Source organism: uncultured Winogradskyella sp. (assembly GCF_947495255.1).
Taxonomy (GTDB): Bacteria; Bacteroidota; Bacteroidia; order Flavobacteriales; family Flavobacteriaceae; genus Winogradskyella.
The window spans coordinates 128,386-149,440 of sequence record NZ_CANLYI010000008.1 but is presented as its reverse complement, the minus strand read 5'-3'; the positions used below and the strand labels follow the sequence as shown (position 1 = coordinate 149,440).

13 protein-coding genes are annotated in these 21,055 nt (G+C 32.6%); 6 read left to right on the top strand and 7 right to left on the bottom strand.

All coding sequences use genetic code 11. From position 1 onward, the window contains the following. The first annotated feature begins 38 nt into the window (after window positions 1-38). From Q0807_RS14310 to fabV, 6 genes are all read left to right on the top strand, one after another. Window positions 39-497 (top strand): Lrp/AsnC family transcriptional regulator, encoded by a 459-nt coding sequence (locus Q0807_RS14310; RefSeq protein ID WP_299110895.1) that lies wholly within the window; start codon window positions 39-41, stop codon window positions 495-497. A 95-nt stretch (window positions 498-592) separates the two neighbouring features. Beyond that, window positions 593-1,363, top strand: a complete 771-nt coding sequence (locus Q0807_RS14305; RefSeq protein WP_299110893.1) for a LuxR C-terminal-related transcriptional regulator — start codon at window positions 593-595, stop codon at window positions 1,361-1,363. Window positions 1,364-1,665: 302 nt separating this feature from the next. Further along, window positions 1,666-3,273, top strand: a complete 1,608-nt coding sequence (locus Q0807_RS14300; protein ID WP_299110892.1) for a S41 family peptidase — start codon at window positions 1,666-1,668, stop codon at window positions 3,271-3,273. A gap of 305 nt (window positions 3,274-3,578) precedes the next feature. Then, window positions 3,579-10,184: a BspA family leucine-rich repeat surface protein gene (locus Q0807_RS14295; protein ID WP_299110889.1), complete on the top strand. Its 6,606-nt coding sequence runs from the start codon at window positions 3,579-3,581 to the stop codon at window positions 10,182-10,184. Window positions 10,185-10,510: 326 nt separating this feature from the next. Further along, window positions 10,511-11,911, top strand: coding sequence for a dihydrolipoyl dehydrogenase (gene lpdA, locus Q0807_RS14290; RefSeq protein ID WP_299110887.1), 1,401 nt, complete (start codon window positions 10,511-10,513; stop codon window positions 11,909-11,911). 10 nt (window positions 11,912-11,921) lie between these two features. Beyond that, window positions 11,922-13,112, top strand: coding sequence for an enoyl-ACP reductase FabV (gene fabV, locus Q0807_RS14285; RefSeq protein ID WP_299110884.1), 1,191 nt, complete (start codon window positions 11,922-11,924; stop codon window positions 13,110-13,112). A gap of 75 nt (window positions 13,113-13,187) precedes the next feature. On the opposite strand, the gene Q0807_RS14280 is transcribed toward fabV, so the two are convergent. The 7 genes from Q0807_RS14280 to Q0807_RS14250 form a co-directional block, all read right to left on the bottom strand. After that, window positions 13,188-14,591, bottom strand: a complete 1,404-nt coding sequence (locus Q0807_RS14280) for a TolC family protein (RefSeq protein WP_299110882.1) — start codon at window positions 14,589-14,591, stop codon at window positions 13,188-13,190. Between the two features lie 3 nt (window positions 14,592-14,594). Further along, window positions 14,595-15,944 carry an HlyD family secretion protein gene (locus Q0807_RS14275; protein ID WP_299110881.1) on the bottom strand — a complete coding sequence of 450 codons (1,350 nt, stop codon included), beginning with the start codon at window positions 15,942-15,944 and terminating at the stop codon, window positions 14,595-14,597. A gap of 12 nt (window positions 15,945-15,956) precedes the next feature. Then, complete coding sequence (locus Q0807_RS14270; protein ID WP_299110880.1) at window positions 15,957-17,615, bottom strand: peptidase domain-containing ABC transporter; 1,659 nt, start codon at window positions 17,613-17,615, stop codon at window positions 15,957-15,959. A gap of 5 nt (window positions 17,616-17,620) precedes the next feature. Then, complete coding sequence (locus tag Q0807_RS14265; protein WP_299110879.1) at window positions 17,621-18,295, bottom strand: TetR/AcrR family transcriptional regulator; 675 nt, start codon at window positions 18,293-18,295, stop codon at window positions 17,621-17,623. A 250-nt stretch (window positions 18,296-18,545) separates the two neighbouring features. Further along, window positions 18,546-19,136 carry a hypothetical protein gene (locus tag Q0807_RS14260; RefSeq protein ID WP_299110878.1) on the bottom strand — a complete coding sequence of 197 codons (591 nt, stop codon included), beginning with the start codon at window positions 19,134-19,136 and terminating at the stop codon, window positions 18,546-18,548. Between the two features lie 68 nt (window positions 19,137-19,204). Beyond that, window positions 19,205-19,936 carry a LytTR family DNA-binding domain-containing protein gene (locus Q0807_RS14255; RefSeq protein ID WP_299110877.1) on the bottom strand — a complete coding sequence of 244 codons (732 nt, stop codon included), beginning with the start codon at window positions 19,934-19,936 and terminating at the stop codon, window positions 19,205-19,207. After that, window positions 19,929-20,999: a sensor histidine kinase gene (locus Q0807_RS14250; RefSeq protein ID WP_299110876.1), complete on the bottom strand. Its 1,071-nt coding sequence runs from the start codon at window positions 20,997-20,999 to the stop codon at window positions 19,929-19,931. The genes Q0807_RS14255 and Q0807_RS14250 overlap by 8 nt, the downstream gene beginning before the upstream one ends. Between the last annotated feature and the right edge of the window lie 56 nt (window positions 21,000-21,055).

Genomic DNA, 21,055 nt, shown 5'->3' with positions numbered 1-21,055 from the left:
TTATTTAGAATTACATTCATTCCGAAAAAAAGACAAGTATGGTTTTTGATGAAATTGATAGAAAACTTCTGCATTTACTGCAAAACGATAGTAAGCAAACCAATAAAGCTTTGGCACACCAACTCAATTTGTCGGTAACTGCCGTGTACGAGCGTATAAGAAAGCTCGAAAAAAATGGTATCGTAAAAAATTATGTCGCGTTAGTTGATAAAAGTAAAGTGCAAAAGGATTTTGTAGCGTTTTGCCATATTAAATTGGTACAGCATTCTCAAGAGTACGTTGTAAAATTTGAACGTGAAGTCAACTTATTAAACGAAGTATTAGAATGTTACCATCTCAGTGGTGATTATGATTACTTATTAAAGGTTTTAGTGAAGGACATGAAGTCTTTCCGTGAGTTTATGGTAGAAAAATTGACCAAAATTGACCATATTGGCAGTACACATAGTATGTTTATGATAAATGAAGTGAAACACACTACAGCTATTACACTTTAAAAATAACTTACTACTTTGATTTTAACAGTAAGAAATACGCTTAATTTGAGGAAATTATGTAATTTTCTTTTCAATAAATTTTATAGTTTTACAATATGAGACAAGCACATATTAAAGATTTGTATAAATTTATCTTTAAATCTTACGATAAGCCTTTTCTAAAAGAGCATATAGAAAAATTCTTGGAGTTAGATGAATATTTACCTTACAGTTCTACATTTTTCTGCATCACTAATACTCAAGATTTAACTTTTGAATATATAAGTAAAAACTATCATGCTTGTTTAGGCCTTGATCCAGATGACCTAAAAGCACAAGGCATGCGCTATTTTTGGAGACGTATCCATCCAGATGATATAGACGCATGGTTAGAAGCGCTGAATACCTTAATGGAATTTACGTTGAGTGAGATTCCGGAAGTGAAGCGGAAAGACGCCAATTATACATGGAATTTTAGAATTAAAAATGCCGATGGTATTTATGTAAATATTATTCAGAATACAACACCTTTGGCTTTCGATTCAGCAGGGAAACCTGTAATAGGCTTAGCGCATTACACGGTTTTAGATGCAAATATTAAAATGGAAATAACAGCATCTGCCAAATTACTCAATGCTAATAACGAATATGAAACCATCTATTTTAATAATTACTCTCAAAAATTATTAAATGAGGGTATTAGTAATAGAGAGCGCGATGTGGTACGATTACTGGTTTTAAACCAAACAAGTAAAGAAATTTCAGAGAAACTTAATATAAGTTCTCATACTGTAGATACGCATAGAAGGAATATTCTAAAAAAATTAAATATTTCTTCAACTGGAGAACTTATCGGCATGTTAAAAACAAATCAGCACTGGTTATAAGTAAGTTAAATACTCAAATTGAGTATTGTGAGGTTGTAAAATAAAATGCAACTTTGAAATGCTATTAGCAACTTAGGGAAAATATGTCCATTCGTTTAGATTATTCATTTAGTCTAAAAGTTTGGACTTTTTTTATGCTGAATCTCTATTATAGTAGACTTTTCTTATTCTAAATTACAGGAAAACCTACAATTCTCATTCTAAAAAAATATGTTGAAGCAACCATTCTTTATATTTTTACGTCTATACTATTAGATTGTATAATGTAGTCATCAATTAATTTCTTAATCAAAAAACATCCTATGAAACAAAAAATCTTACTTACGTTTTGTGTCGTATTCTTATTAGCATCTTGTGGTAGTGTTGAAAAACACAATCTCCAAGTTACAAAATTGCATCCTGTTGAAGACTTGCATGAAGATGTAGATAAAGTGTACGAGCAGTTGCAACGTAACCATCCGCATTTATATCAATTTGCCTCTAAAGAAATCTTAGACTTTAAATTCGATAGTTTAAAACATGCCATTACAGAACCGATGGATAGTAGAACGTTTTATAAGCAATTAGCTGCTGTGACTAAATATGTAGGTCAAGGTCACATGTCATTGTCGCCACCAAGTAAAAGATTTACTAAAAAAGAAAGAAAGGCTTTAAATAAAACAAAATTTGACATCAATAATTTAGATTTTGATTATCTAGATGACAAACTTTTTATAGTAAATGCAAGAGGAAATGATTCTGTTTTAATCAATGCAGAAGTTTTAAAGGTTGAAGATGAAAAACCACAAGATTTAATTAGAGACTATACAAAGGTTATTGCTTCAGATGGTTTTAATACCACGTTTCATCAACGTGTGGCGGGAAATCGTTTTATGGATTATTATGCCAAAGACAAAGGCCGTTTTGATAGTATTACTTTAACGTTGAGAAATTCAGATTCGACATTTGTAAAAATGTACAAACGCGTTCTTAAAAAGGACACCACCAATTTAAAAAAGGATTCTATCTCTCTAGATACGCTGAGTTTAAAGAAAAAGAAAAAAATAAGACTTACTAAAGCAGAGAAAAAGACGAAAAAGCTAGAGCGCAAAGCAAAAAGAAAACACAATGCCAAATTCGGTTATATTGCTGCTAGAGATGAATACACCAGAAATCTGAATTTTATTGGTAAGGATAGTTCTGTGGCGTTATTAAAAATTAGAGGCTTTTCAAATAATAAGTACGAGGATTTTTATGACGAGAGTTTTAAAGCCATAGATTCATTAAAAGCTGATGCTTTAATTATTGATTTACGAAACAATTTTGGAGGACGATTAAAAGAAATCACTTACCTCTATACGTATTTAACGGATAAAGATTTTGTTATGATAAATCCAAGTGAGGTAAAAACTAGATTTCCAATTTTAAAAAGCTTAATGGCTAATTCTACTCCAAATTCTTTAAAAGTTTTAGGAGGAGTTCTTTCTCCTATTTTGGCAACTATGGATGCCTTAAAATCCAGTAAAAAAGATGGTAAATTGTATTATAAGTTTAAATCTTCTAAAGCTCAGGAGGCGAATCCTTTAAACTACAATGGGAAAATTTATGTGCTTATTAATGGTAATTCTTTTTCAGCTTCATCTTTGTTATCTACAAAATTAAGAGGAGATAATCGTGCCACTTTTGTAGGTGAAGAAACAGGAGGAGCGTTTAATGGAACTGTAGCCGGATTATATAAGATTTACGAAGCACCAAACACAAAAGTACGCGCAAGAATAGGATTGGCACATATTGATGCACCTAATAAAGTAACGCCAGATGGTTATGGTATAATACCAGATGTAGAGATAATTCCAACATATAAAGACCGATTAAATAATGTGGACCCGGAATTAGAATGGGTTTTAGAGGATTTAGAAGGCAAACACTAAATAGTAAGTTCTTTAATAAGAGGTTTTAAAATTGGCAAATGAGTAATGTAAATTGTATCATTTAGAAATTAGTTTTTTTCAGAATAATACATTTTACAATCTAGCGATGCAGTACTATTAGATTCAAGTCCTACTTGTAATTTAGTTGTTATTTTTTGTGTGTAGAAATTATCGTTTTCATACTTTAAAGACGTACATCTTAATTATTAGTATTTGGACGAATAACATTAAATTTTAAAGATTAAAATCTTTTGGGTTTAATTTATTGTTAATAACTTAAAGTGCTATTAACCAACATTCTAATTATGCATACTTTTCGCGTAAAGGCTCTTTTTTTCTTAATATCACTTATTTATTTTACTGTAAACGCTCAAATATCTTTTGTGGAAGATACTACTGTGCCATTTATACCTGTGACTAGTGGAGACGCCGCTTTTGCAGATGTCAATGGTGATACTTATTCGGATGTCTTAATAATTGGTTGGGATGACAACACCCTTAGTTATAATGCAAAACTTTATTTAAATGATGGGTTAGGGAATTTTTCTTTAGTACTAGGGACACCTTTTACACCCGTAGGTGATGGAACTGTAGATTTTGCAGATGTAGATGGCGATAATGACATGGATGTTCTTATTACTGGAGAAGATGGAGGAGTAATCTCTGGTGTTACAGAGCTTTATTTAAATGATGGATTTGGGAACTTCACCTTATCCTTAGGGACATCTTTTGTTGGTATCTATGGTAGTCATGTTGCATTTGCTGATGTAGATGGCGATCTAGACTTAGATGTCCTAATGGTTGGAAATGAGGGTGGTAATCCAGTTACTAAACTGTATGTAAATGATGGGAGTGGTAACTTTATAGAATCTATGGGGCAGCCATTTGAGATTGTTAGTAGTTATTCTTCAGTCGATTTTGCTGATGTTGATGGGGACTCAGATTTAGATGTTTTAATTTCAGGAATAGTAGCTGCTAACCAAAGATCTACAAAACTTTATACTAATGACGGATCAGGGAATTTTTCATTGGTCAGCGGAACTCCATTTATTGGGCTTAGTAATAGCTCAGTAAACTTCGCTGATATTGATAATGATGGGGATCAAGATATTTTCATGACAGGTAGTTCTAATACTGCTAATTTCACAGATTTGTTCATAAATGATGGATTAGGAAATTTTAATCATTACACTCCGGATTCATTTCTTAATGTAGGTTCTGGTGAATCAGCCATAGCAGATGTTGATGGAGATGGAAATTTGGATATTTTAATGACAGGAAGTAATGCAGGCCAGCACACCATACTGTACTCCCAAGATTGTTATGGTTTTTTTACGGAAGTTACAGGCTTGCCTTTTGTCAATACCATATATTCTTCAGTAAATTTTGTAGATATAGAAAATGATGGAGATCTTGATGTTTTAATAACTGGTCTTGGCCCAATCTCAAATTTATATATAAATGAATCAACTCCCCAAGAACCAGACCCTTTCATCACCACATGGGAAACCACTACACCAAACGATTCCATTACTATACCAACTACTGGCATGGGTTACAACTACGATGTAGATTGGGGAGATGGAAATATAACCACCGGAGAAAATGGAGATGCTACACATAGTTATGTAACGGCTGGAACTTATCAAGTCACTATCTCAGGTACTTTTCCAAGAATCTATTTTGGAGGGAGCACTGCTGTTAATAGAGCAAAAATTAAAGCTATTGATCAATGGGGATGTAATTCCTGGATTACTATGAATAGTGCTTTTTCTGAATGTACAGATTTAGTTGTTAATGCCCCTGACGTTCCTAATTTATATTCTGTCACGGAAATGGAATCTATGTTTTTTAATTGTACATCATTAGGAGGAGGAATAGGTAATTGGAGTTGGGATACCGGTAATGTTACCTCTATGGCCAGGATGTTTCATGGTGCAAGTGTTTTTAACCAAGATATAGGAAGTTGGGATACAAGTAGTGTAATAGATATGTATAATATGTTTTCTGGTGCTGAAACATTCAATCAAGATATAGGTTCTTGGGTTACAAGTAGTGTTGAAATAATGTCTACTATGTTTAACCATGCTACTAATTTTAATCAAGATATAGGAACTTGGGATACTAGTTCAGTTACCACAATGCAAGTTATGTTTAACGATGCCACTAATTTTAATCAAGATATAGGATCTTGGGACACTAGTAGCGTGGTAGCAATGCAGAATATGTTTCAAGATGCCATTAATTTTAATCAAGATATAGGAAATTGGAATGTTTCCAATGTTCTTAATATGGCAAATATGTTTAACGGTTGTAGTTCATTCAATCAAAATTTAGAAAATTGGGATACGAGTTCTGTTATCAATATGAGTAGAATGTTTAATGATGCTATTGTTTTTAATCAAAATATTGGTAGTTGGAATACAAGTGGTGTAACAAACATGTTTAATATGTTTTACAATGCTATAAGTTTTGATCAAGATTTAGGTAATTGGAATGTTGAGAATGTCACTGTTTTTGATGCGATATTTTTTAATGATACATTATCTATTGCAAATTATGATAGTTTGTTGATTGGTTGGAATGCTCAAAATTTACAACCTAACCTATATTTTAATGGAGGCTTTAGTAGATATTGTGAAGGTGAAGCAGCAAGAGCTAATATGATTGCAAGTGATAACTGGAATTTTACTGACGGTGGTTTTGCAGGACCAACAATTGATGATTTAGTAGATCAAAACGCGTCTGGTAGTTTTACATTTCCAGCTATTACAGGAGTAAACCTTTCGGGTAACGAAGCCTATTACACAGGTCCAGATGGTACAGGTACAATATATACTGCTGGTGATGTTATTAATTATTCAGATTTTCCATCATATCCAATAACACTTTATATTTACGATAGTCCAAGTCCAGATTGTTATTCAGAAGAATCCTTTTTATTAACTATTGATGATGGCTGCGAGTTTATCACCACTTGGGAAACTATATCACCTAATGAAAGTATAACCATACCAACTAGCAATGAGGGTGAAATTTATAATTATAATATCGATTGGGGAGATGGTAATACAACTGTTGGAGCTACAGGAGATACAAGTCATACTTATGTAATTGCTAACAATTATCAAGTTACTATAACAGGTACGTTTCCAAGAATATATATGACTTCTAATACAGCAAATGCGCAAAAACTATTGTCTGTAGATCAATGGGGTTGTAACCTATGGACGTCTATGCAAAGAGCTTTTGAGGGCTGTTCAAACTTAGTTATTAATGCTTCAGACATACCTAATCTTAGTAGTGTTACATCCATGTGGCGCATGTTTACCAATGCAACTTCCCTAGGAGGCGGTATAGGTAATTGGAATTGGAACACAGAAAATGTTCAATCTATGGAATCGTTATTTGAAGGAGCAACCGTTTTTAACAACGATATTACGTCTTGGGATACAAGCAACGTCACTAATATGTCAAGGACGTTTGCTCTGGCACAACAATTCAATCAAGATATTAACACTTGGAATGTTTCTTTAGTTACTAATATGTCTGGAATGTTTAACGAAGCTTCAAGTTTTAATCAGGATTTAAACAGTTGGAATACTGGTAACGTGACTAACATGTTTACCATGTTTAGGGTGGCTAATAATTTTAATGGAAACATAAGTGCATGGGATACCAGTAGCGTAACTACTATGGGTGAAATGTTTGCTGAAGCTTCAATCTTTAATCAAGATATAGGTAATTGGAATACGAGTAATGTTACTGATATGAATAGTATGTTCTTTCGTACAGATATATTCAATCAAAACCTTAGTAATTGGAATACTGGAAATGTTAATAGAATGGATGGTACGTTCGCTTATGCACTTCTTTTCAATCAAAATATTAGTAGTTGGAATACGAGTAGTGTAACTAACATGGCTGCGATGTTTTTTAATGCAGATACTTTTAATCAGGATATTGGATCTTGGGATACTAGTAATGTAACTCGGATGGATGCAATGTTTCATGATGCAGATCTATTTAATCAAAATATAGGAAATTGGGATACTGGAAACGTATCTACTATGGATGCCATGTTTGCTACAGCTGTTAGTTTTGATCAGGATTTGGGAGCATGGAATGTAACTAGCTTACAAACTGCAATGAATATATTTATGAATGTAACCTTGTCTATTGCAAATTATGACAGCTTATTAATTGGTTGGAATGCTCAAAATTTAAACCTAAATGTTCCTTTTGATGGAGGCTACAGTGAATATTGTGCTGGTGCAGCTGCACGAGCCAATATGATTGCAAGTTATAATTGGAGCATTTCTGATGGTGGTTTTGCTGGCCCAACAGTAGATGGTTTACTAGACCAAACGGCATCAGGTAGTTATACCTTACCTGTGATAACAGGAACTAACTTAACAGGTAATGAAGCCTATTATACAGGGCCAGATGGCACTGGGACAGTTTACAATGCTAGTGATGTTATTAATTATGCTAATTTTCCTAGTTATCCGATAACGCTTTATATCTATGATTATGCAAGTCCAACTTGTTTTTCTGAGGAAGAATTTTTATTAACGATTACACCGCCGTTGGCATGTACGAATCTCAGTTCTCCTATGTCAGGCTCCATTAATATAGCGATTGACACTAATTTCACATGGACAGCAGTAGCAAGTGCTACAGGTTATACCATAACAGTTGGAACGAGTTCTGGAGGTACAGATATTATAAATGGATTAGATGTTGGCAATGTATTGACTTATGATTTACCGGCAAATTTGCCAGAGAATACTACAATTTATGTGTCAATAATTCCATATAATGCCGATGGTGATGCCACAGCTTGTACAGAAGAAAGTTTTACAACAGAAGACCTATTGTTTCCTCCAAATTGTACCAGTTTAAGTTCGCCTACTTCGGGCTCGGACAATATCCCAGTGGATACTGATTTAACATGGACAGCAGTTACAGAAGCTACAGGTTACATTTTATCGGTTAGCACAAGTTCAGGAGGAAATGATATCCTAAACGCTGTAGATGTTGACAATGTATTGACTTATGATTTACCATCGGATTTACCAGAGAATACTATAATTTATGTATCAATTATTCCATACAATGCCGATGGTGATGCTACAGGTTGTGCAGAAGAAAGTTTTACAACAGAAGACCTATTGTTTCCTCCAAATTGTACCAGTTTAAGTTCGCCTACTTCGGGCTCAGTTGATATTTCTGTGAATACTGATTTATCTTGGGCTGCAGTTTCAGAAGCTACAGGTTATACCTTAACGGTTGGTACCAGTTCTGGAAGCACAGATATTATAAATGCTTTAGATGTAGGTAATGTGTTTACTTATGATTTACCATCGGATTTACCAGACAATACTCAAATATTTGTTACTGTTATACCTTATAATAATGATGGTGAAGCTGCAGGCTGTGCTGAAGAGAGTTTTGTTACAGAGTTAATTCTACCAGAATGTACAACATTAATAAGTCCGTTGGCTGGTGATATAGATGTTTCTGTTGCTACAAATTTTAATTGGAACTCAGTTATAAATGCCACTGGATACAGAATAAATTTAGGAACTAACACTATCTTCTTCGGTGAGTTTGATGTCGGAAATTCTTTAATTTATGATTTACCTTTTGACTTACCTCCAAATACTCAAATATTTGTTAGGATTATTCCTTATAATTCAAATGGTGATGCTATTAATGGTTGTACACATGAAAGTTTTATTACAGGAGACCTTCCTTTTAACTTAGATTGTACGAATTTAAATTCCCCATTATCTGGAACAACAAACGTTTCTGTTAGTACAGATATAAGCTGGAACGCTGTTGCAGATGCAACAGGTTATACACTTACTGTAGGTTCCGAATCAGGAGGTTTTGATATTATAAACGGATTAGATGTTGGTAATGTATTGACTTACGATTTACCAGCAGATTTACCAGAGGATTCTACAATTTATGTTTCGGTAATTCCATACAGTGCCGATGGTGATGCTACAGGTTGTTCAGAAGAGATTTTTACAACTGAAGACCTTTTGTTTCCTCCCAATTGTACGAATTTGAGTTCGCCTACTTCGGGCACAACTAATGTTGCAATTGATACGGATTTATCTTGGACAGCAGTTGCTGGAGCAACAGGTTATATATTAAATGTTGGAACTAGTACAGGTGGAACTGATATAATAAACGGATTAGATGTTGGTAATGTTTTGACTTATGATTTACTAACAGATTTACCAGAGGATTCTACAATTTATGTTTCAGTAATTCCATACAGTGCCGATGGTGATGCTACAGGTTGTTCAGAAGAGATTTTTACAACTGAAGACCTTTTAGCTCTACCAAACTGTACCACTCTAAATTCACCAAGTTCTGGTTCTACTAGTGTATTGGTAAATACCGATTTATTTTGGAATGCTGTATCTAATGCTACAGGATATATTTTAACCGTTGGCACAAGTTCTGGAGTTAACGATATATTAAACAGTTTGGATATGGGCAATGTGTTAACTTATGATTTATTAGCAGATTTGCCAGAGGACAATACAATATACGTATCAATAATCCCATATAATGCCGATGGTAATGCTATAGGTTGTTCAGAAGAAAGTTTTACAACAGAATCATATAAAGATGTTATTCCTCAGTTTTTTACACCTAATGATGATGGAGTAAATGATTTTTGGATTGTGCCTAATGAGTTAAACAATGTTTCAGAAGTTATAATTTTTAATCGTTATGGGAAAACAATGAATAAAATGAATAATTCTTCAACAGGTTGGAGCTGGAGTGGTAATTATAATGGAAAACTTTTACCAAGTAGCGATTATTGGTATTCAATTTTATATAAAGATGGGAAAATTTTAAGAGGTCATTTTAGTTTGGTAAGATAAAATGAAATATAACTTTTGCAATAGAGACTCACGATTAAGTATTTTTAAGAAAATTTGATTCTAGCCGAATCTGAGCATTAAAACTAAAGTGTCTTTTTATTAATATGGTGGAGAATATTTAAAGAATAAAGTTACACATACTTCAATATATAATAACATTATGAAATATATAAGTTATAATTAAGATCCAAAATCCCAATCTTGGATTAATAAATCTATTATGATTAAAAACATAAATCATAAATTCAAGGTCATAGCCGTTTGCCTTCCCGCAAAACATTTGTACTTTTGTTTGTATTAAATCTAATTAGATAAAAAATATCTTTATGAAATCATACGATGTAGCAGTAATAGGTTCTGGACCTGGTGGATATGTAGCAGCAATACGTTGCGCACAATTAGGCATGAAAACTGCGATTATTGAAAAGTATTCTACACTTGGAGGAACGTGTTTAAATGTAGGTTGTATTCCAAGTAAAGCCTTATTAAGTTCTTCTCATCATTATGAAGAAGCTACAAAACATTTTGAAGAACACGGAATCGAAATTCCAGGTGAGATTAAAGTGAACTTAGAAAAAATGATTGGTCGTAAGCAAGCTGTTGTAGACCAAACTACAGGTGGAATTGATTTCTTAATGAAGAAAAATAATATTGATGTATTTGAAGGATTGGGTTCTTTTAAAGATGCTACTCATATTACAATTGAAGGTAAAGATGCTCAAGAAATTGAAGCTAAAAAAATCATTATCGCCACAGGAAGTAAGCCAAGTAACTTGCCGTTTATTAAACTAGACAAAGAGCGTGTTATTACATCTACGGAAGCTTTAAAACTGAAAGAAATTCCAAAACACTTAATCATCATTGGTGGTGGTGTCATTGGTTTAGAGTTAGGGCAAGTGTACCGTCGTTTAGGTGCTGAGGTTACTGTTATAGAATATATGGACAGAATCTTACCAACTATGGATGCTGGTTTATCTAAAGAATTAAATAAAGTATTTAAGAAAGCTAAATGCAAAATGATGTTGTCTCATAAAGTTCAATCTGTTGAGCGTAATGGTGATGAGGTGATTGTAAAAGCTGAAAACAAGAAAGGCGAAGTTGTTGAGTTTAAAGGCGATTATTGTTTAGTGTCTGTTGGACGTAAGCCATATACAGCAGGTTTAAATGCTGAGGCTGCAGGTGTAAAATTAAATGATAGAGGACAAGTAGAAGTAAACGAACATTTACAAACGTCTGCCTCTAATATTTACGCTATTGGTGATGTTATAAAAGGTGCAATGTTGGCACATAAAGCTGAAGAAGAAGGTGTTTTTGTTGCAGAAACTATGGCAGGACAAAAACCACACATTGATTATAACTTAATTCCAGGTGTGGTTTACACATGGCCAGAAGTAGCTGCTGTTGGTAAAACAGAAGAAGAATTAAAAGCAGATAATGTAGAATATAAAGTGGGTCAGTTTCCTTTTAGAGCTTTAGGAAGAGCTAGAGCAAGTGGAGATATTGACGGATTTGTAAAAATCTTAGCCGATAAAAAGACAGATGAAGTTTTAGGGGTACATATGATTGGTGCACGTTGTGCCGATTTAATTGCAGAAGCTGTAACAGCTATGGAATTTAGAGCATCTGCGGAAGATATTTCTCGTATGTCTCACGCACACCCAACATTTGCAGAAGCTATTAAAGAAGCCGCTTTAGCAGCAACTGATGATAGAGCTTTACACGTTTAGATTTTAAAATATGATAATAGAACCAAAAACTAGAGGATTTATATGTTTAACATCGCACCCAAAAGGTTGTGAGCAAAATGTATTAAATCAGATTGAATATATTAAGTCTAAACCAACTAAAAATGGTCCTAAAAATGTACTTGTTATTGGTGCATCTACAGGCTTTGGTTTAGCATCAAGAATTACAAGTGCTTACGGATCTAATGCATCTACAATTGGTGTGTTTTTTGAAAAACCACCAACAGAAGGTCGTCCAGCATCACCAGGTTGGTACAATAGTGCCGCTTTTGAGACACAAGCTCATAAAGATGGCTTGTATGCTAAGAGTATAAATGGTGATGCCTTTTCTCATGAAATTAAAGCACAAACTTTAAAATTAATTAAAGAAGATTTAGGTAAAATTGATGTATTAATTTACAGTTTAGCGTCACCAGTAAGAACACATCCTGATACAGGAAATCGTTTTAAATCGGTATTGAAGCCAATAGGAGGTACGTTTACTAATAATACAGTAGATTTTCATACAGGTGTTGTAAAAGAAATATCAATTGAGCCAAGTTCTGGTGATGATATAGACAATACAGTTGCTGTAATGGGAGGCGAAGATTGGCAAATGTGGATTGACCTTTTAAAATCTGAAAATGTATTATCTGAAGATTTTAAAACTGTTGCCTATTCTTATATTGGCCCTTCTTTAACGGAAGCGGTTTATAGAAAAGGAACTATAGGTAGAGCAAAAGATGATTTAGAAGCAACTGCTTTCAAAATTACGGATGCTTTAAAAGATATCAACGGAAAAGGTTACGTTTCTGTCAATAAAGCATTAGTTACGCAAGCAAGTTCTGCAATTCCTGTTATTCCTTTATACATTTCATTATTATATAAAGTAATGAAGGAGGAAGGCATTCACGAAGGTTGTATTGAACAAATAGAACGTTTGTTTAACGAGCGTTTATATGCAGAAGATTTGCAATTAGACGAAGCTGGAAGAATTAGAGTGGATGATTGGGAAATGCGAGATGATATTCAAGCTAAAGTTTTAGAGCTTTGGAAAGAAGCAACAACCGAAACTTTACCAGAAATTGGTGATTTAGAAGGTTATAAAACTGATTTCTTTAATCTCTTTGGTTTTAATGTAGATGGCATTGATTACGATAAAGATGTCGATGAAATGGTTGCCATTCCTGGATTGCAAGCGTAATTAACAGTATGTAAATAATTAAAAAAAGCGAAAATCTAAATTGATTTTCGCTTTTTTTGTTTTCAAAAATGATGTTTATATATCCGGATTCACAGCTAAGCTATTAAATAACTTTGCTTTGGTGTTGAAAAATTTATTCTGAATAGCAATGGCTTTTAATTGTCCGTCAATGAGTTTAGATTCTCTAGAGTTAACTAAAAACAAAGAGCTTTCGCCCAATTGAAATTTACGTTCTTCCGCCTTAAGCATCATTCCGTAATCTGATACCATTTCTGTTGTAATTTCATTTTGCTTTACATAAGATTCTAGTTCTTGCTTTAAAGCTATAATTTTATTTTCAAGATTAACACGTGTGGCATTTCTTTCGTATTCTGTGTCTTGTAATTTTAATTTTGCCAATTTTAAATCACCTCTTTCTTTTCTTAAAAACAAAGGAAAACTAAGGTTTAATACGCTTTTATATTCGGCAGTATTAAAGGTGTTTGTTGTTTCTGGTGTTTCAGACAGGAAATTATATTCCAGATTTATTTTAGGCAATAATTTATTGGCTTTTAAACGTTTATCAACTTCTAAACCTTGTAACTTGTAGTCTAAAGAACGCATTTTTGGATGTGTTTCTAAAGCCATTGATTCAGTTTGTAATTGGTTAATACTAAATGTAGCATCTATAATTGCTTCTGAATTCACATCAGGTATCATATTTGGTTGTAGTTCTACTGGAATGTTATTCTCTAACCATAAAAAGTTAGACAATTCTAAAGCTGCTTTCATCAACTTTACTTTAGATTGCTCTAAACCTAATTTTCTGTTATTAACAGCAATACGAGCTTCAGTTTCATCAATTTCAGCATTTTCGCCAACTTCTACACCTTTTTGAATACCTCTAAATCGTAGTTCTGCATTGACCAAAATATCTTCAAACAAAACCAATTCGTTATAAGCTTGAAGCCACTTAAAATAGACCAACGACGCTTCAAATAGAATGTTATTGACATAGATATCGCGATCAGCTTTGGCTTGTTCTCTAAATAATTTAGCTTGCTTTAACGATGCCATTCTATTGTTAATTAATAAGCCTTGCGCTAATTGTACAGATAAGCCAGCACTATACAAACCATCATCTGGTACGTAAGATTCTGGATTTAGATAATCACCAGAATTTTCCTCAAAAGCCGCTTTTAGTTCAACACCAAACCATGTAGGTATTTTAAAAGTACCATTAAGTTTGTCATAATACTCTAAGTTCTTGAATTTTTTACGGTTATAATCCACTTCAAACTTAGGGTCAAAAGCACCACGCGATTTTAATAATTTTGCTTGACTTTCGTCTATAACTAATTCGGCTTGTTTTACTATTGGATGGAATTTCTTCACATAACCTAAGTATTCATTAAAGGGCATTACATTAGATAAATCCTCTGTTTGAGCATACCCAAAAGTGCCTAAGCTGAACACTATAATTGTCATTATTATACGCATCTTTTACTTCTTTTTAGAATTTGAATCTGCTTTTGGTTGGTAATAATTTGGAGGAAAACCATTAAGCTGCCTCCATAACTCATACCAAATTGGTACATCTTCTAATAAAGCCATAGTATAGGCACCAGAACCTGCTCTAATATCTTTTGGCCATTTGTACTCTTCTTCATCTGGTGCTAAAAGCACTCTAAATTTACCGTTATCACTAATGAAATTTTCAACAGCGACTACTTTTGCACCATAAGTTCCGTAAGTAATGTCTGGCCATCCGCTAAATACAATGGCAGGCCAACCATCAAACTGTACACGGACTTTTTCGCCTATATTAATTAATGGTAAATCTATTGGTTCTACAAAGGTTTCTACTGCTAAATCTACTTTTGATGGCATCATACCAACAAGAGCTTCACCTTCTTTAAACGTTTGACCAACACCACCTCTAATCGCTTTATTGATATAACCATCAAAAGGTGCTTTTATAAAGCGTAAGTCATTTCGCATTTGGTAATTAGAATATTGATTATCTAATTTTGAAACCTGTGCTTCTGTGTCAAACTGACTAGATTGTGCTGTAAATTTATCGCTCTGAGCTTTTGATATTTTATCTGCATAGGCTGCACTAACTCGAGAAATTTCGAATTGAGCGTTGAGAACTTCGTTTTTACTAGCCAACAATTTATTTTGTTGCGATATCAACTTAGCTTCGGTTTCTTGAAGTTTTAAACGCTTATCTTCTACATCTTTTGTCGCCTTAAAACCTTCTTCTTGTAAAGTTACTGTTCTATCAAACTGCAATTGTGCTATCTTTTTATTGGTGATGGCAGCTTCTAAATCAATACTATCACTTTGCACTTTGTAGCGTGACTGAATGAGTTTGTTTTTTGCTTGCTCTAATTTTAAACCACGCTCATTAGATAATGCACCTATTTGACGATTTAAAGCTTTTACCTTTTCACCGTAAGACCCAACTGATAGTGCTTTTGCATCGCGCTGTTGTCCTGTGCGTTCTACTAAATTTGGATCAAAATATTCGCTTTTAATTTCTGATATCTGCATAATAGTATCGCCTTTTGCAACAAAATCACCTTCGCGAACATACCATTGCTCAATACGACCAGGAATTGGAGATTGAATAGTTTGTGGCCTTTGGTCTGGCGTAAGCGTTGTAACATTACCACGACTTGTAATATTCTGCGTCCAAGGCAAGAATAAAATGATAATACCAATGATAGCAAACACCAATAAGAACCTATTGAAATTCTTATAATAACGATCGTGAAACACCCGTTTACCAGATTTAGAATCTGATAGGTTCACCGATTTATGTAATTGATTGTTAGATATATTTAACATGGAACGTTCTTTTTAAATGATTTCACCTTTTTTAAGGGTTACAACTTGTGTACAACTTTGAGACCAGTCATTTGATCGACTCACTACAACTAATGCCCAAGGATTAGAGTCATTGGTTAAAAATGAAATAATTCTCTTAACTTCTTTTGGCTCAAAATGATCTAAAGGATCTTCTAGAATAAGAACCTTTGGTTGACTAACAATGGCTCTTGCTAAAACAATTTTCTTAGCGATGGTAAATGATATTTGTTTGCCTTCAGGATATAAAATGGTGTTTAGTCCTTTTGGGCTTTCTTTTATAAATTGAAAAAGTCCAACATTTTCAATAGCCCACATTAATTGGTCATCTGAGATGTCTTTATTGCCAAAAGTGATGTTGTCTCTAATAGTGCCTTCAAAAGGTGTTTCGTCTATTAATGATAACCCTAAGTGTGATCTATAATGGTTAAGGTTGATATTACTGAGCATAAATTTATCTAAGTATACCTTTCCGTGAGAAGGCTCTATAATTCCACCAATTAAACGCAGTAAACTAGATTTCCCAGAACCACTTTCTCCTTTAATTAAAAGTCTGCTTTTTGGTTTAATAGTTAAAGAAACATCCTTAATAATGTGAGCTTCTCTATCTGGAACACCATAAGAAACGTTGTCTAATTCTATATTAAACTCATCCTTAAATTCTGGTTTGTCACCTTCTTGATTTTCAAGAGACATATCTACAATTTGGCCCATCTTCTCTAAAGAGGTTAGTACATCGTAAAATGATTCTAATCCTAAAATCAATTTTTCGACAGAAGCAATGATTAATAAAATGATTATTTCTGCGGCAACGAACTGACCAATATTCATTTCTTGATTTAAGACTAGTAATCCACCTATTAGCAAGAGACCAGCAGTTACGACTACTTTAAAGCCAATCATTTGTATAAATTGAATAACCAAAACACTAAAGTGACTTTCTCTCGCTATTAAATAATCATTAACCAAATCGTCATTCTTATTGATGGCTAAACTTGTTTTTCCAGATAGTTTAAAACTCACAACAGCTCTTGCGACTTCTTGAATCCAATGTGCGACCTTATATTTATGCTTAGATTCCATAAGGCTGGTTTCCATTCCTTTTCTCGCAGTAAACTTAAAAACAATATAGATTAGTATCAGCAATAGAAAACCAAATGCAATAAAAAACGGATGGTAAAAAGACAATAATATTAATGCAAACACAATCTGCAATATAGCAGCTGGAATATCTACTAAAATCTTAGACATCCCTTTCTGAATATTTAAAGTGTCAAAAAAACGATTTGCTAATTCTGGCGGATAATTGTTACGTAACTCATTCATTTTCATTTTAGGAAAACGGTACGTAAATTCAAAAGAGGCTCTAGTAAAGATGCGTTGTTGAATGGTTTCAATAATTCGCATTTGCATAAGTTGTAAAATACCAACAAATGCAACACCAATAGTTACTAAAACAACCAAAACCACCCAAGACGTGCTTATTTGTGCACCTTGTAAAAGATTGATAATTGCTTGTATTCCTAACGGTAAGGTTAATGCTAATAAACCAGAGAAAATAGCGTAATAGATAACCTGAAGTAAATCTCGTTTCTCCAATTTTAAAAGGCCAACAAGCCTTTGCCAAGGAGACATAATTTCTTTTTTATTCATAGTTTTTACTTGCTAATAGCGTTTATAGTTAGCTCTTTAAAAAAATCGGTTGGTGTAATATTATTATTACAATCTGTTAATGAGGTAAAGTGCTCTTTTAAAAAGTGTTGATGTAATGCGCCTTCTACAACAGTACTTGCAAGACTTGTGGCGAATTTGTATTCAGGATTAATAGCAGTAATCATATCTCGCAAACGCTGAATCATACGTTTGTAAATCACAAAATAACCTTCCTTGTTTTCACTATCAACTTCTTTTGTTAAGTACGATTTAGAATTCTCATTGATAATAATTCTATTTAGAACTATTTCATTGATATGAGAAAACGTCACATCTTCCTCAATACTTTTCGTAATCACTTCTATAGCTTTAAAAAGTTTTTCTTGAGGGTCTGGCAGATTAAACGTGGCAAAAACCATTTGATATTCTATCCAAGCCCAATACCAAGAGGTAAGGTATAACAGTAACTTATGTTTGCTTTCAAAATAGCGATAAATAGAACTTTCGTTAGAACCTATTTTTACGCCTAATTTTTTAAAAGTGAAGCCGTCAAAGCCTATTTCATTAATTAACAGAATGCTGTGCTCTATAATTCGCTTACCCAATTTAGAAGATTCTGGGTCTTTAATATAAATTTTATCTGGTACAGAAATTTTTAAATTTGAAAGTAAGTTTATCATAATTGATTTATTTGATTGCAAATATAATAGTATTACTATTAAAAATAAAATATTAACAAGAATTTAGTAATTTGAAATGGATCAAATAAGTCGGTAAAATTTAAAATATAATAAGGTTGAAAAAACGAGAAAGGTAGCTTCTTTAAGTTGTAGTGAAGTATCTAAAGCACTAATTATTATAGGTTTATGTATGTGGTAATGTGATTAATAAATATTGCAGTGGTCTCAATATTATAGAATAGTTATGATATTACAGCTCGTGCAATAAATCCTCAATACGCATGCGTTTACTATAATCATATTCATTGACGTCCTTTACAAAGCAATAGGCGCTAATTTCACCAGATTTTACTTTTTCTGCTAGTTCTTCAACTTTAAAAGGACCATATTCTTTAGATTGTTCTATGTAATAGAATTTGTGGTCGTAGATAATTGTACTAACTTTTTTCTTGTACTTTTCTTTTAAAAAGGTATTGATGTCTTCAACAGAATTTACCTCGTCATCATAGTTAGTGGTATTAATGTATAGTGCAAACTCTTCTTTGTCTAAGTTGTTAAGTACTAAGATATCGTCATCTTTAAAATACGCTTCTACAGTAATTAAGCCATCTTCAGTTTCAATAGAAAAGCTGTTTAAGATATTGATATTCCAAGAAGTTTTTATAACGTTATCTTTTCGAGAAATTTCAAGGACGTTATTGTCTTTAAATGTGTAGATTGATTTTTTGTTAGAAATACCATTGACCAATACCCAACGCTGATTTATAAAATGAGAATCGTGATGACGCTCAAAGCTAAAAGGCTTTAAATTTGGGATAGTTCTGTGCAGGTAATCACTCATTTAGCAGGTTTTCAATAGCATAGCATTCGCTATACAACGTTAAGATTTGGGTATTTATTTTCTTAAAGTTAAAAATTTTCTAGACGTTTCAAAACTTCTTTCTTATAAGTTCGACTAATGGAAAGCGCTTTTCGATTAACTGTAACTTGTTCGTTAGTAAATGATTGAATTTTATCAATACAGACAATATAAGACCGATGAAGTCGTAAAAATTGAGCTTTTGGTAGTTTAGCTTCTATAGATGTTATAGTTTCTCTTGTTATTATAGTCTTGTCAGAGTTTTTTGAAGCCGAATTATCTAGATGAATTTTTATATAATCGCTATAACTTTCAACATATAAAATAGTATCAAAATCTACTTTTATCATTTTACGGTCTGATCGTACAAATATAAAGTCGTTAGATTCTGTTGTCTCTATTTTGTTGTTGTTAGACGCTGAATTGACTTCAAAATAACGATTCACGGCTTGGAGTAAACGCTCAAAGGCAATGGGTTTTAAAAGATAATCTACGGCTTGCAAATCAAAACCTTCAACTGCATAATCCCTATACGCTGTTGTAAAAATAATTTTAATGTCTCTGTTTATGGATTTGGCGAATGATATTCCGGATATTTCGGGCATATTAATATCTAGAAAGATTAAGTCTACTTTGTTATTATTTATAAAATTGAATGCTTCAATGGCGTTTTTGCATTTGGCAACTACGTTTATACGTTCAATTTTAGATAGGTGAGTCGCAATAATGTCTCTTGCTATTATTTCATCATCAACGATTATGCAAGATATGGATTTAGACATTTTTTAATTCAGATTTAAGGTTTACCGTCAATGAAACTTCAAAATTAGTATCATTTCTATGAATTACAATTCTGTGTTTATTAGGATATATTAGCTCCAGTCGTTTTTTTATATTCTCCAAACCTATGCCATCTGTAGCGTTTAAATCATTTGTGCTACTATTGTTTAAAGTGAATTCAATAGTATCTGTATTTGCTTCAATATGAATTGAAATATCTAAACAACCATTTATAATTTTACCATGTTTAAAGCTGTTTTCTACAAAAGGTATGAATAGCATTGGAGCGATTTCAATGGCATCTGAATTTATATGTTTTGAGAATGTGACATTCAAAGTATCACTAAAACGCATTTGCTCTAAACTAATATAGTCTTCAATATGGTTAATTTCATCCTTTAAACTCACAAATGGTTTATCTACTTGATACAGCAAATAATCTAATAAATTAGAGAGTTTTAATATCATTTCTGGCGTTTCATCTGCCTTTTTTAAAGCAAAACCATACATGGTATTTAATGTGTTAAATAAAAAGTGAGGATGAATCTGCATTTTTAGATACTTCAGCTCTTGTTCTTTTAATTTAAGTTGCGTTTCTAAAATTTTAGTTTCAAGTGTTTTGGTTCTTTTTGAAGCTTTAATGTTTAGCTTCATAAGTTTAAATGCACTTACAATAACTGTAACAAGATATATTCCTGTCATTACAAACAGAATATTTCTCGTAAGTGGGTTCATATCATTGTATTTAAAATTCGATAAATAAATCAAACTAAAAAAGATAGAAACCATCACTAAATATGCAGAAATAATTAACGTGTAAATACTATAAGTTACAAACTTAAAATAGCGTTTGGTAATGAGGTAATCTGGTATTAGCTTATAAATAGAGACATAAGTAGTTGCAATTGTAATTGGCATTAAGAACAACGAGAATATAAGTGTATCATTAAAATTGTTGCTGCCAACACCAAAAAAATAAGTATAGAATAGGAGTACAGCACACCAAAATAAAATGTGTAGTACACCTTTACCAATTAATTTAAATATGAATTTCTTTTTAAGCATTTCTAATATTGTTAATACAATAATACTGTATTTTTATAGTGATTAAAGAGTTTATA